General features: G+C 34.4%; 11 protein-coding genes and 1 pseudogene. 5 read left to right on the top strand and 7 right to left on the bottom strand.

Features of this window, described 5'->3' with window-relative positions:
- The first annotated feature begins 176 nt into the window (after positions 1–176).
- Entirely contained in the window at positions 177–1,883 is a 1,707-nt protein-coding gene (locus tag C4E06_RS13255; protein WP_107668501.1) for a type II toxin-antitoxin system HicA family toxin, read from the top strand.
- A gap of 17 nt (positions 1,884–1,900) precedes the next feature.
- Here C4E06_RS13255 and C4E06_RS13250 read toward each other — a convergent pair whose 3' ends face one another.
- The 7 genes from C4E06_RS13250 to priA all read right to left on the bottom strand — a co-directional run bounded on the left by C4E06_RS13250 (position 1,901) and on the right by priA (position 11,679).
- On the bottom strand, positions 1,901–3,049 hold the full coding sequence (locus tag C4E06_RS13250) for a branched-chain amino acid ABC transporter permease (protein WP_107668500.1): 1,149 nt from the start codon (positions 3,047–3,049) through the stop codon (positions 1,901–1,903).
- 83 nt (positions 3,050–3,132) lie between these two features.
- Positions 3,133–3,600, bottom strand: coding sequence for a DUF4174 domain-containing protein (locus tag C4E06_RS13245; protein WP_198648653.1), 468 nt, complete (start codon positions 3,598–3,600; stop codon positions 3,133–3,135).
- Positions 3,601–3,629: 29 nt separating this feature from the next.
- A complete protein-coding gene (locus C4E06_RS13240) occupies positions 3,630–4,274 on the bottom strand; it encodes a histidine phosphatase family protein (RefSeq protein ID WP_107668498.1) in 645 nt (214 codons plus the stop codon).
- 30 nt (positions 4,275–4,304) lie between these two features.
- Positions 4,305–6,581, bottom strand: a complete 2,277-nt coding sequence (locus C4E06_RS13235) for a hypothetical protein (protein WP_107668497.1) — start codon at positions 6,579–6,581, stop codon at positions 4,305–4,307.
- 26 nt (positions 6,582–6,607) lie between these two features.
- Positions 6,608–8,656: a DNA polymerase III subunit gamma/tau gene (locus C4E06_RS13230; protein ID WP_107668496.1), complete on the bottom strand. Its 2,049-nt coding sequence runs from the start codon at positions 8,654–8,656 to the stop codon at positions 6,608–6,610.
- A 105-nt stretch (positions 8,657–8,761) separates the two neighbouring features.
- Positions 8,762–9,151 (bottom strand): nuclear transport factor 2 family protein, encoded by a 390-nt coding sequence (locus tag C4E06_RS13225; protein ID WP_107668495.1) that lies wholly within the window; start codon positions 9,149–9,151, stop codon positions 8,762–8,764.
- Between the two features lie 35 nt (positions 9,152–9,186).
- Positions 9,187–11,679: a primosomal protein N' gene (gene priA / locus C4E06_RS13220; RefSeq protein WP_232826242.1), complete on the bottom strand. Its 2,493-nt coding sequence runs from the start codon at positions 11,677–11,679 to the stop codon at positions 9,187–9,189.
- A 202-nt stretch (positions 11,680–11,881) separates the two neighbouring features.
- Here priA and C4E06_RS13215 point away from each other — a divergent pair, with 202 nt between their 5' ends.
- The 4 genes and pseudogenes from C4E06_RS13215 to C4E06_RS13200 all read left to right on the top strand — a co-directional run.
- Entirely contained in the window at positions 11,882–12,526 is a 645-nt protein-coding gene (locus C4E06_RS13215; protein WP_107668493.1) for a salt stress protein, Slr1339 family, read from the top strand.
- 38 nt (positions 12,527–12,564) lie between these two features.
- Positions 12,565–13,143, top strand: a complete 579-nt coding sequence (locus C4E06_RS13210; protein ID WP_107668492.1) for a TerD family protein — start codon at positions 12,565–12,567, stop codon at positions 13,141–13,143.
- Between the two features lie 41 nt (positions 13,144–13,184).
- A pseudogene (locus tag C4E06_RS13205) lies at positions 13,185–13,762 on the top strand (TerD family protein).
- 9 nt (positions 13,763–13,771) lie between these two features.
- Positions 13,772–14,035 (top strand): TerD family protein (locus C4E06_RS13200; protein WP_198648651.1); only part of this gene is annotated, 264 nt, incomplete at its 3' end.

Here is a 14,035-nt window from a genome sequence, read left to right as displayed (position 1 = left end):
ACCATTTTTACATAGAGTGTCACTGGATTACAGGAGCAGAAATCTTTGTCATCGTTAAATCAGTTTTATTAGGTCATTTCAACACGATTCATTCATAAGTTAATTAATATAAAGAGACCTTGAATTGTTATTGATTTTATGACTATGATTATAGTTTATCGTTAAATCTTAAGAGCATGATCTTTCGTATCTTAAGAAAGCAATTATCCTGTCGACAAGTTGCGGTTATTATTGGCCGATTAATTATTATCGAGTTTTTATTATTGGGATTTGGGATATTAGCCATTAGTAAGCATTATTATACTTACGAACAACATCGTTTTTCTCAATCACCAACTATAGCGTATAATAATTTTTTCCCCTCATTACCCCTAGCTTTATCTTATGCTATAACCAATAATCAAAGGGATCAAATTAATAATATTTTAAGTAATGATTATGGTTCATGGCAACTGGTTATGACTGACCCAGAAGGGAAAAAAGTGATTAATTATTCACAGAAAAGTATTGAGAAAGAAAAAGAGGGGATTGTAAAAATTACTCAACAAAATCTTAGCAATTATCCTTATAACTTGTTGTTAAATCCTTCTGCGCCCAAGGCTCAAGATTATTATTTTAATAAGACTAGAAACCTTGAAAATTTAGAGAGTTTAATCGAGGAAGACTTATTACTGGGTCGCGTTTATTATATTAATATAGTTTCGGGAAACTTTCAACAGGAATTATTACAATGGCTGAATAATCCTTTGGAAAACAATAATCGTTTTCCTGTTTATAATCTAACTATTTTATTGTTTATTATTGGTGGATTATTTATTTGGATTTTTACAGAGTTTTTCCTAATTTACCGAATTTTAACCCATAGAGAAAAACAACAATTATCCCAAAGACTCAAACTAGAAAAAGACTTAGTTCAACAAGAAATAGAAAAAAGAAAAATTGCTGATCAAAATCAAGAAATATTGAAAAATAAACAAACTAAATTGAAGAAAGAAATAGATATTCTCCAGAATAACTTAAAAGAAAAAATTGCTCAGAATTCACGTTTAATTAAGGAGAGAGAGAAAGAACAGCAGAAATTAGAAGAATTGGAAAATAAGCAAACTCAAAAAATTAAAAACCTTCAAAAGATTATCAAAGAATATGAACAAGAAATTTTAATTTTAGAGGTTTGGCAGGAAAAATCCCAAGAATTAGAAACAATCAAAGAAGAAAAAAATAACTTATTACTAGAATTATCAGAATATGAGAACTTAGAGAGAAAGAGTAAACAACAGATTAAATCTCTTAGAGAAAAAATTGAACTATTGATGAAGCAAAAACAAGAATCTGAAGAAAAAATTAATGATTTACAGACAGTTCAATTATCCAATGAAACATCCATTCAAGAAAGAGAAGAAATGATTCAGCAAGAGTTTGAAAGACAAATTAATTTAATCAAGTTAGAATCAGAATATGCGTTTGAAGAAGCACAAACTATAGAACAAGAAAAAGAAAAAATACTTCTGCAAAATAAATCACTGAAAGAACAATTAAACTCAGAAATTGAAAAAAATAAATGTTTAGAATTTGCTTTAGAAACCTATAAGGAAGGCAAGGATAATGTTAGTAATGAAACCGATACTAACAATAATAATAATTATCCTTCCATCCCTACATCTTATTTAACTAATATATCGAGTCGCAAAGCAATTAAAGCCTTTCAGAAATTAGGATTTGAAAAAGATAGACATAATGGCGACCATTTTATTTTAAAAAAAATAGAAACGAATACAATTACTGTTCCCATTCCTCATCCTCGACAAGAACTAAATCCTCTCACGTTAAAAAATATTTTAATACAAACTAATACTTGTTTAGAGGATTTTTTAGATAATTTGTAAGGTAATAATCAGAGATTTTAACGACCTAACGTTAACTCTTCTTTTTTACCTAAAATACCTTGGGGTCGCCAAACCATTAAAATCATTAAAATTAACCCGATAATCATAATCCTAAAATAACCTGCTTGACTGGGACTTAAAATACCTAATTGGGGTAAAATAAAACGAGTCAACGAATCATAAGCCCAGAAAATAATGGCCCCTAAAATGGTTCCTGCATTACTTCCTGAACCCCCCAAAATAACGATAATCCAAGTATTAAATGTAATTAACGGCTCAAATTTATCAGGATAAATCGTGGTTAATTGCCAAGCAAAGAAAGCCCCTGCAATTCCTGCGATCGCCCCTCCTAACATAAAAGATTGTAACTTATATAAAAGGACATTTTTCCCTAAAGCCCTAGGAATTTCTTCATCTTCTCGAATGGCTTTAAGAATACGTCCCCAGGGTGAATGGACTAAAAATTCTAAACATCCATAGGTGAGGGCTAAAACTAATAAAACTAAAACCATTAAACCTGCTTTATAGGTATAAAAATAGAGGGAGGTGACACCTGTTATATAAACCAATAAAATTAAAGCAGTGGCGATAATTCCCCAAATAATTAAACTGAGAGGTTTACGAGGTTGATAACTTTTTCCTTGTATTTCTTTATTTTGTTTCCATTCGTAAGCTAAATTTTTATAAAGAGTCCATTCTGCATAAATTGCCAATACGGTTAAAATAGCAATTAATAAGAGTTTGATGGGTAAATTAGCTTCAATATTCAAGGGTAAGGGATATTGTCGTAACCCTAAAGCCCCATTGGTTAACCATTCTTCATTTAAAGCGACTAAACGGACTAATTCTGAAACGCCAATGGTAACAATGGCTAGATAATCTTCTCGAAGACGTAGGGTAGACAGTCCAATTAATAGCCCTAAAATAGCTGCTAAAACTGCCCCGGCTAACACAGCTAAGACAAAAGGAACCCCTGATAAGGTTAATAAAACGCTAGTATAAGCCCCCAAGGTCATAAAACCAACCACGCCGAAGTTAATTAGGCCTGTAAACCCCCATTGTAAGTTTAACCCTAGGGCAAAAATGCCGTATACCCCTGCTGAGGTGGTGATATAGATGATGTAACCGCTAATGCCAATGAGTTGAACTAATAAGGCGTTATCCATGAATATGAAAGCTTAAGGTTAATGGCAATGAGATTATACAGGAATTAAGAAAGATTGCCTAGTATTAATAATTGAAACTTCCGTTAATTACAGCTAGTCTGACGGTTGGCCATTTCCCGTTGACGCATAGGCATTTGATCAATTTGTCCAAAGATTCTCTCAATTTCTGGAACCTGAGATAATTGATTTTTGGGTTGACCATCTTTACCGATTAAAATAACTGCAAATTGATTCGATTTAATGCCATATTTTGCCCTCAGTTGGGCTTCTTGATAGGAAGAAATGGAGTCATTACCAATACGACTGACCGCATTACTGGTGAAAACGCCTAATAATAAATCTCGCTCTTTAAATTCACATTCAACTTGATTTAAAGTGTTTTGAATAGTGGTTAACCGTTCATCTTCAACTTGGGGAACAAAGACTAATAAAAGTCGATTTTGCCAACGATAAGAGGCTAGGGGATTATTCTGTGCCATAGCAGGAAGATGAGGGATTGTTAAGCCCAAAAAAAGCAGAATTGATAAGAGTTTTTGATACATGGTTTTCATTGCTTTCTGTGGTTAAATTTATTTATTTTTTAAACAAGACGAACTTGGTCTTCAGTGAGGGTTAAATGGGAGGTATCTCCCCCTATTTCTATTTCCCATTGATTACCGGTTTTGACTAATTTTGATAAACAACATAAGGAGGGTTGAAATATGGGGGTTTCTTGGGTTAATCCTTCAATTAATCCCATCACCGATGCCCCATGACCGACGAATAAAATATCTTCAGAATAATGATTAACTAATTTTTGAGCCACTTCCCTCATTCTTTTCATCATGGTTACTTCCATTTCTGGATATTTAGGAAACTGAAAAGAATTATAATTCCAGTCAATATAAGGGTAGTCTTTTTCTAATAATTCTCTAGGGTGAATTTCGGGATGTTCACTCATCCAGTGGGGATTATGCCATTCTCCAATTCCTGCTTCTAATTTAATGGGAATGTCAAGGAGTTTGGCTACTTCTGAAGCGGTTTGTATGGTACGTAAAAAAGGAGAAGCAACAATATGGCCAATGTTCTCATTTTGAAGCCGTTGTCCGAGTTGTTTGGCCTGAATAAAACCGTCTTCTGATAACGGGGGATCATATCGTCTTTCGGCGGTATTAAACCAGTCTGGGTTAACAAAATCAAGACGGTTTCCATGCCGTGCAATCCAAACAGTTTGACAGGCAGACATAAGCAATAAAAATTCTCAGGTAACTTACTTTTATTCAAGAATAACATATTTAGCATTGGTGGGGAATTGTAAGGAGATTTGGGAGCGATCGCTTTTTAAGTTTATGGTTTGTTTAACTAAACCATTACTGTCTAATATCATCGCTTTTGTTAGTTTGGGATTATTAATTGTCAGATCAATATCATTATTTTCTATTCTCCAAGGGGCTTGACCGTAGTTAATAATTTCAAATCCTTTTTGTAAGTTTCCTTGCTTATCTTTCCAAGTCGTGGCTTGTTGTTGCCAGTCAGTTGGACGGGCAATAGTTCCCACTTGTACTAATAGTTTTTCTGATCGTTTGATGGGTTTATTATCCATAGAAACCACGATAATAGTGGCATATTCATTATTAGATTTAATCATTGTATCTCCTAATTTTATCTCTCCTGTTTTTTGTAAAAATCCTGTTACGCCTTGGGCTTTTGCTGTATTTAAAAGACAAATTCCTTGTTCATAGTTCCAGGTTATTTCCCCAGTGATAGACCGAATTGTTTTGTCTTTTTCACTAATATATTGTTTTAAGTTGATCATTTCATTTTCTTGATTATTCTTACCATAAGTGACTTCTACAGGGCCGACTAAAAAAGCTAACGGATTAATTCTATTTGTGCTTGAGTTATTATTATTTTCATTGTTTTGATCACGATTAGGATCAAAACTTTTAGTTTCAGAAATGATAGGTATTTGACGATTCCATAAATCTGTTAGAGGTCGATGTTCTTTAATTACTGTTTGTCCTTTTTGAATATAACCTTGACGATACATTAACGCAGCCGCCGGAAAATTACCTAATAATTCTGGGGTATTAATCACCCATTTACCCAAAGAAGGAAGATAACCATTAGCAGAAGAAGGTTGTCTCCATTGGGGTTCGTTCATCGCAAACCAATAGACCCCATCAATACCCGTTAAGGATTGAAAAATACTCACTAAAAAAGGACTTTCTGATTGATAACCAAGGGGAGGAACCCAAGAACTTTCGGGAATAATAATCGGATGATTAGCAACTTGTTTAAGGTTTAAGGGAAAGGAATAAGGATCAAATAAAATGGAACGATTCGTAAATTTATCTCCATTTCTAATTGCCCAATTTGATTTTTCGCCTTGATGAATTCCACCATTATAATAACGGTTAACCCCTATGATTTCTGTTGCTGTATAAGAATAACGTTCTGCATCATTTAATTTAATTGGATCGGCTGTTTTCCAATTTCCTGCATTAATTAACTGTTTTGCCCCGATTTCTTCCCTTAAAAACCGTTTCATTTCTTGATTAAAATCATACATTACTTCTGTTAAAAATTGGGTTTGATCGGCTATTCTTTTTCCTTTTCCACTGTTAGGATTTTGTTGTTGTGTTAAAGTCCATATATTATAAAAGTTTATTTGACCTTGTTTAATATTTTCTCCTTTAATAGAAACCCCTTCCCATACTTTTATGACTTGTTCTAAGGAACCATATTTCTTGATTAACCAGTCTCGATATTGATTCCGTAATAAGTCCAAATCCTGTCCTTTCAAATTACTAAATGTCCAGAATAATAAAGAATCTTCATTTTGTAATTGAATAATAGCAATAGCCGCTTCATCTTTTAAGGGGATTCCTGTGTAGGGGTTAACAGGAAGTAGTAACTCTTTTAACCAATTTTTATAAGCTTTTTGTAACTCTGGATCGAAAAATAATAAGCCACTGAAATTTTTACTATCACGGGGAATTTGCCAATTTTCTTGAGTTTTTAGGGCATGGGCATAATAGGGAGATAAGGTTAAATAAATCCCTTCTTTTTTCATGGCTGCTACATATTGCCATAGTTGTTCGCGAGCTTTTTGATCAATATTTTTCAGGGTTTTATTATTATTATTTTGCTCAACAATTTGACCATGCCAACGCACCATATTAACCCCTCGCTTGGCTAAAAAGCGAGCATTATCTTCTAATTCTTGATAGCTTTTTCTCCAAACATAAGAATTAATAGCCCAAAATCGAATCGATTCTCCATTACCTTTCACCAAGTCTTTTCCGTTAGGAGATAAGCGGATAAAACCGGTTTCTCCAGCTACTTTTTCATTAAGATAACGTAAGTCTAATAAGGAATTTTTATCGTAGTTATCTGTTTCTGGTTTAAATTCCCAACTTCCTGCTTTTCTACTATTAATTAATTCAGCTTTAATAATAGTTTCTTTTTGCAAAACTTGATTATTTTCTAATTGACAAGCATTGAAAAATCCGATTAAAAGGGGAATGGCTATATAAGTAATTTTATTCATTGGTTTAATGGGGTAATATTAGTCATTTAGAATTCTAAATCTTCTTCTTTTTGGGTGATTTTTGGTCTTCCTTTTACTTTTTTTGAATGAAGACTACTGTTTAATTGATGATTGTTTAAATCATGGGTTTCGATATGATCAGCATCATCATCTTGTTCTTTTTCTAGTTTAAAATCACGCAAACTATTCTGGGATAGTTGTATATTTTCTTTTGACTCAGGTAGATTATTTTTTTCCTGTATCAAATCATAATCGCTGATCAATTCTCCTTTAAAAAATTTCGCCAACTGTTCGGCTGCTTTTTGAATTTTATCATCGGATACCTCTATAGTATCAATATTTTCTTGAGTTGGAGATGAATCAGGAATATTTGAACTTTCGTCAGATTTTTCAGGGTTATCATTATCATTATCTGACTTTGGGGTAACCGTAGGTTTATGATGGTTACTATTTAAATTTGGCTCATTTTTAGGTGGGTTACTATGGTTATTTTGAGGATAAGGTGAAGGGGACTTTCTAGAAGAATAATGGGATTTTTGATTAGGTTTAGCCGTGGTTCCAACCTGTAAGCTAACTTTAACTTTATGACCCACAACTTCTTGAAAAGCTGCTTCAATTTGAGGTAGTTTATCTTGTGCTGCTTTTAGGAGTTGTTGACTTTTAATCCCTACGGTAGCCACGGTTTTTTGATAACTAATTAAATAGCCATGTTGTTTAATTAATGCTGAGGATAATAAAGGGAGTTTATTTAAAACTAACTGCCACATTTCCTCTAAATTAATATCCTCATCATTAATGGCAGTTTCTGAGGGTTTACTAACTGATTGATTCGGTTTAGGTAACTGTTCTGTTTTATCTTGTGATGGCTTTTCGACTATGTTTGACTGGGTTTTTTGTTGGGTTAAAGCTTTGGGTTTGGATTCATTATTATTGTTAGTTTGAGTTGGAATATTAGATGATTGAACGATCACTTCTGGTGTACAAGCATCGGGAAGTAACCCTAATAAAGTAACTTCTAACCATAAACGAGGTTGGGTGGTATTTTTTAACTGCACTTCACTTTCTTTTAGTTTTTGTTGACCTCTTAAAATTGTTTCGGTTTGCCACTGTTTGGCTTCGGTACATAAATCATCCCAAGTGGTAGAAGTGACGGCCACTAAATCCGATCTTTCGGGGGCAGTTTTTGCAATTAATAAGTTAAGATAAAATCCGGCTAAGTTTTGCAGGACAACTAAGGGTTCTCTCCCTCGATCCATTAATTTTCGACAAGATTCGATGACAATTTCGGGATTATTCGAGTTAATCGCTTGCAATAAAGATAGTAAATCTCTCTCAGGAACCGCCCCCACTAAATCCCAAACTTTTTCAGGGGTAATACTTCCTGATAATAAACTTAATTGATCTAATAAACTTTCTGCATCTCTTAACCCACCGTTGGCAATTTGTGCTACTAAAGTTAAGGCTTCTGCTTCAATTTCTATGTTTTCTTTTTGGGCAATTATTGTTAAATGGTTAACCATCGCTTCTAAAGGAATGCGGCGATAGTCGAACCGTTGACAGCGAGAGATAATAGTAGGTAAAACCCGTTGAGGATCGGTAGTTGCTAAGACAAAAATTACTCGATCTGGTGGTTCTTCTAAGGTCTTTAATAAGGCATTAAAAGCAGCCACACTCAGCATATGACATTCATCAATGACATATACTTTATAACGACATTGGACCGGGGCAAACTGCGATCGCTCAATAATTTCTCGAATATTATCCACCCCTGTATTACTGGCTGCGTCAATTTCAATGACATCTAAGGCTGAACCCCTGGCGATCGCCCGACACACCTCGCATTGACCACAGGGTGAAGCGGTGGGAACCTCAACCGCCAAACAATTGAGGGATTTGGCTAAAATTCTAGCACTAGAGGTCTTTCCGGTTCCCCTCGGACCGGTAAATAAATAAGCGGGGGCAATGCGTTGACTGGCGATCGCATTACTTAAGGTGGTGGCGATCGCTTCTTGTCCCACTAAGTCAGCAAAGGTCTGTGGACGGTATTTATGATGGAGGGGTTCATAGGATGACATAATTTCAGCAACTAACAGGGGGATCTTCTATTATGCCTGACACTGATCGGACATCGAATATAAAACATTTGTATTGTAACTCACTTTGATCATTGAAAATGTCCTTTAATTTGATTTCCCATCGCTGCCGTAATATTCTCGATAAGCACAAATTTTATCCCCTCGAACATCAAAAGCGATGGCCACTCTATTTTTATAGGGAACCCCTCGAAACAGTCCCTCATCCCTAAATTCAAATATTACTGTTTTTTCATTACTAACAATATTATCTAAGCTGATAAATAATCCTTCGGAAAAGGCTTCAGAAACAAATCTAAAAAACTCTCTGGCTTTTTCTTTTCCTTGATTTAATCCATGATATTGTCCGGTGGGAAACCAGAAAGTAAAATCATCCGTTAGCATCTCTAAAAAAGCTTCCCATTCACCAGTTTCGAGTCCATGAGTAAATTTTTTAAATGCTTTTTTCCCAATTTCTAAACTTTTACTTTCTGCCATAATAGCAACTTTAAAATAATCATATAATCATCATATCAATTAATATGTAAGGGATCAATATCAATTTTCAAACTGACAGAATTAGGACAGCGTTTATGCCAGTTTTCCATATCAGGAATAATCACCCTTGCATCGGGTAAAAATTTCAGCAAAATTTGCCAGCGATACCGTTTTGCTACCTTCATGATACTCGCTGGTGCTGGTCCTACTATTTCACAATCTAAGCCGATGGTTTCGTGAAAATAATCCCCTAATTCTTGTGCTGTAGTTTGTACTTCTATAGCATTTAAGCCACTTAATTGGACTAAAATTAAACGTCCATAGGGTGGAAAATTTAACTCTTCTCTTCGAGGTAATTCTTCATCAATAAACTTATGATAATCATGGTTTTTAACGGCTTGAATCACTGGATTTTCAGGAGAATAAGTTTGTATAATTACTTGTCCCGGTTCGTCCCCTCTTCCTGCCCTTCCAGCGACTTGAGTTAAGGTTTGAAATGCTCTTTCTGCTGCCCGATAATCTGATAAATAGAGTAACCCATCTGCCGAGACAACACCCACTAAGGTAACTTGTGCTAAATCTAACCCTTTGGTTAACATTTGTGTCCCGACTAAAATATCAGCATCACCCTGTGAAAATTGCTCTAATAAGCGACGATGAGAACCCTTATGACGGGTGGTATCACTATCAAATCTTAAGGGCTTTAATTGGGGAAATTCTTGTTTTAAGGCTTGGGTAACTTTTTGGGTTCCACTACCAAAAAATTTAAAATAAGGTGAGTTACATTCGGGACAGTTTGGGGGTTGAATTTGAGTATGATTACAATAATGACACCTTAATAATTCTGTGGCTCCTTCGTGAGTATAATGATAGGATAAAGAGACATCACAGTCAGGACATTCCATCACATAACCGCAACTTCTACAAGACACAAAAGTGCTGTATCCTCGACGATTAATAAATAAGATTCCTTGTTGATTTTTCTCTTTTAAATTCCTCAATGCTTCCTGTAAAGGACGACTAAAAATTGAGCGATTTCCTTGCTTTAATTCTTCTCTCATATCGACAATTTTTACAGGAGGTAAAGGACGAGATCCTATCCTTTCAGGTAAAGATAGATAATAAGCGTTCTTAGAAGAAAATTGAGAGTTGTTAACAGAAATCCAAGTTTCTAAAGAAGGTGTTGCAGAGCCTAAAATTACAGGACAATTTTCTAATTTTCCTCGCCATTTAGCCACAGTTTTAGCATTATATGTCGGAGAAATTTGGGTTTGTTTGAAACTAGAATCATGTTCTTCATCTAAAATAATTAACCCTAAATTGGGTAAAGGGGCAAAAATTGCTGAGCGAGTACCAATAATAACTTGAGGTTCTCCCGGTAACATTTGTCGCCAAGTATCGTATCTTTCCCCTTTTGATAAGTTACTATGATAAACATAAACTTTATCCCCAAATCTTGCCCGAAATCGATCCGTTAATTGAGGGGTTAACGCAATTTCAGGAACTAAGATTAAAGCAGATTTTCCTTTTTCTAATAGAGGAGAAATAGCCTGTAAATAAACTTCTGTTTTGCCTGATCCTGTGACTCCATGTAATAATATTTTTCCATAACCTTGTAAGTTATTAATAACTTCTAATGCTTGTTTCTGATCTTGATTAAGTTGTTTTAATTCATCCCTAGTATCGCTTCCCTCTTGCTCTAATCTTAATACTTCTTGATCTTCAATAATTATGTAACCATTTTCCTCTAACTTTTGGATTGTTTTTGTTGTTGTTTTAGCCTCTTTAACTAACTCACTTACTAAAATTTGCCCTCCCTTATTTTTTATAAAGTGTAGAATTTCTTGATGTCTTTTAGAAATATCTTTAGAAAAATAGCTGTTTAATATAGCTATTTTTTTAAACTGAGCTTTTGGAGGTTCAGGAGCTTTAAAATAACTTTCTATCCAATCTCTTTTACGTAATTCTTTAATTCCTATTGTTGCTCCTTTTACCTTGTTCTTTAAAAAAGAATAACTATAGTCTCCATCTGTTTGTGCTTTCAACATCCTTAAAATTCGAGCAGCAGCAGCAGGACAAAAAGTTTCTGCACCGGGTGGTATATTCTCTATCTTTAATCTTATTCTTCGTTGAGATTTACTTAATAAGTTAGGAGGTAATGCTGCTTGAATTACTGTAATTAAGTTTGTACAATAATATTGAGAAACTTTGTTTAATAATTTAAGATAATTTTGGGTAAAAAATCCCGATGTAACCACATCATCAATATCTTTTACTTGATCATCGTTGAGATATTCAGGAATAGAATTTGCGTATCGAATAGCAATTCCACCGATAATTTGTTTTCCAAAAGGTACACTAACAATATCGCCAGGTTCTACGCTTAAATCAGACGGTATACTATAGATGCATAACTCTTGTCCCCAGGGAGAATTTAGCAAAACTTCGATCCATTGCGGTGAAGAAGGTTCTAGAATATAAGAGGATCTCGGTTGGGCCACTAACAAACTTCCAGAAGACATAGACATACAGTTTGAAACGTTTTTTAACATCCATTATCCTTAAACTTAACACGGAATTATAATGAAGGTAATATAAGTTTAACCCTAATTAGCGATCTCGAATAGATCCGCTTTGCGGTGCGCCTTCTTTTTTCATACATTGATAAGTTCAGAGTCTAATTGATATCATAATAGTAGAATTCTTATTATAAGAGGTCTTGAAGAAAAAATGTTAAATAACCCTCCAGAAAATTCTAAAATTGATGACTTGATTAACCAAATAAAAGAGCAACAAAGCAATAAACAAAAACCATCCATGAATGAATCAAATAATCAAACTAATTCAACTGACAACCTACTTGAGCAATTTAAGTCTGATTTCAAACAGCAAAAAGAAACATCTAAAGATGATAAAGTCAGTCAAAATAAACCAGAAATTGACGGAAATTTACATCAATTTAAACAGCAACTTCAACAACAAAACTTAGAGCGCAGTCAACCAGAAGTTAACGAAAATTTACATCAATTTAAACAGCAACTTCAGGAAAAACAAAAAGAAAAATCACAAGAACATAAATCAGGGCGCAATAAACCAGAAATTAACGAAAATTTACATCAATTTAAACAACAATTCCAACAAAAACAAGAAGAACAAAAAGAAACCATCACTCACCAAAACCAGGAAGAAATACGCTATACTGAACAAAGAAAGCAAAGACAGCAAAAACTGTTGATTCGTCAAGCTGAACAATGGTTAAAAAGTTTAGACGAATACTCTGACGAAGGACTATGGTTTGAAGAATTTTCCCGTAGTTATCCTTCTCGCTTAGAGGCTGCGATCGAGTATTTAGCTGTTATCAATGCTTCTTCTTAGTAGAAACTTCAATTACTATCAGAACTCAACTTATTATTATGGCAATTTCACTCAGTAAAGGTCAAAGAATTTCCTTAGAAAAAGCAAGTCCTGGCTTAAAAGCCGCCTTTGTCGGGTTAGGATGGGATGTTAAAAAAGTCGATACAGGAAGCGATTTTGATATTGATTGTTCTGTGTTCTTATTAGGAGAAAATGAAAAATTAATCTCTGATACTCATCTCATTTTTTATAATAACTTAAAAAGTCCCGATCCCGATCATTCCGTTGAACACATGGGAGATAATTTAACCGGGGCAGGAGAAGGAGATGATGAAGTAGTATTAGTTAACTTTACGAAAATTCCCAATGAAGTTAAAAAACTCGTCTTTGTTGTCACTATTCACGAAGCAGATAAAAGACAACAAAACTTTGGCCAAATAGAAAACGCCTTTGTTAGATTGGTGGATGTGCAAACAAAAGAAGAAGTGTTACGTTACGATTTAACTGAAGATTATTCCATTGAAACCGCCTTAATTACTGCAGAAATCTACAATAAAGATGGAGAATGGCGCATGACGGCTGTCGGTTCAGGATATGAAGGGGGTTTACAAGCCATTCTTAACCGTTACTCTAGTTAAAATACTTAGCACAAAAGTAACAAAAAATCAAGGAAAAAATTATGGGAATTTCACTTAGTAAAGGTCAAAGAATTTCATTAGAAAAAGCAAGTCCAGGGTTAAAAGCTGCCTTTGTCGGGTTAGGATGGGATGTCAAAAAAGTCGATACTGGCAATGATTATGATCTCGATGTTTCCGTCTTTTTATTAGGAGAAAATGAAAAGTTAATTTCTGACAATCATCTTGTCTTTTATAATAACTTAAAAAGTCCCGACCCCGATCATTCCGTCGAACACATGGGAGATAATTTAACCGGGGAAGGGAAGGGGATGACGAAGTTATTTTAGTTAACTTTACCAAGATTCCTGAGGAGGTTAAAAAAATCGTTTTTGTTGTTACTATTCACGAAGCCGATAAAAGACAACAAAACTTTGGCCAGATAGAAAACGCCTTTGTCAGATTGGTGGATGTACAAACGAAAGACGAAGTCTTACGCTACGATTTAACCGAAGAATATTCCATTGAAACCGCTTTAATTATTGCTGAAATCTACAAAAAAGACGGTGAATGGCGCATGAGTGCCGTAGGTTCAGGATATGAAGGGGGTTTACAAGCTATTCTCAATCGTTATTATAACTAGGAGAAAATCATGGCAATTAATCTTAAAAAAGGACAACGAATTTCTCTTAAAAAAGAAGCCCCAGGACTTACTCAAGTTATGTGTGGTTTAGGGTGGGATGTCGCTGAAGCAAAGGGAATTTTTGGCCTATTTAAAGGCAATGATTTTGACCTAGATGCTTCTGTTTTCTGTTTAACAAATAACGATAAACTAAAGAGTAAATCCGATGTCATTTACTTCGGCAACTTAAACCACTTTTCAGGGGCAATTACTCATTTAGGAGATAATTTAACC

The organism is Cyanothece sp. BG0011 (assembly GCF_003013815.1).
Lineage (GTDB): Bacteria > Cyanobacteriota > Cyanobacteriia > Cyanobacteriales > Microcystaceae > Crocosphaera.
The sequence above is the reverse complement of the archived record's forward strand: the minus strand, read 5'-3'. Positions and strand labels throughout refer to the sequence as shown.

What these genes read in the sequence shown, in the direction of transcription:
- C4E06_RS13255 (WP_107668501.1), top strand. Translation starts at nt 177, where the DNA reads ATGATCTTTCGTATCTTAAGAAAGCAATTATCCTGTCGACAAGTTGCG.
- C4E06_RS13250 (WP_107668500.1), bottom strand. Translation starts at nt 3,049, where the DNA reads ATGGATAACGCCTTATTAGTTCAACTCATTGGCATTAGCGGTTACATC.
- C4E06_RS13245 (WP_198648653.1), bottom strand. Translation starts at nt 3,600, where the DNA reads ATGAAAACCATGTATCAAAAACTCTTATCAATTCTGCTTTTTTTGGGC.
- C4E06_RS13240 (WP_107668498.1), bottom strand. Translation starts at nt 4,274, where the DNA reads ATGTCTGCCTGTCAAACTGTTTGGATTGCACGGCATGGAAACCGTCTT.
- C4E06_RS13235 (WP_107668497.1), bottom strand. Translation starts at nt 6,581, where the DNA reads ATGAATAAAATTACTTATATAGCCATTCCCCTTTTAATCGGATTTTTC.
- C4E06_RS13230 (WP_107668496.1), bottom strand. Translation starts at nt 8,656, where the DNA reads ATGTCATCCTATGAACCCCTCCATCATAAATACCGTCCACAGACCTTT.
- C4E06_RS13225 (WP_107668495.1), bottom strand. Translation starts at nt 9,151, where the DNA reads ATGGCAGAAAGTAAAAGTTTAGAAATTGGGAAAAAAGCATTTAAAAAA.
- priA (WP_232826242.1), bottom strand. Translation starts at nt 11,679, where the DNA reads ATGTCTATGTCTTCTGGAAGTTTGTTAGTGGCCCAACCGAGATCCTCT.
- C4E06_RS13215 (WP_107668493.1), top strand. Translation starts at nt 11,882, where the DNA reads ATGTTAAATAACCCTCCAGAAAATTCTAAAATTGATGACTTGATTAAC.
- C4E06_RS13210 (WP_107668492.1), top strand. Translation starts at nt 12,565, where the DNA reads ATGGCAATTTCACTCAGTAAAGGTCAAAGAATTTCCTTAGAAAAAGCA.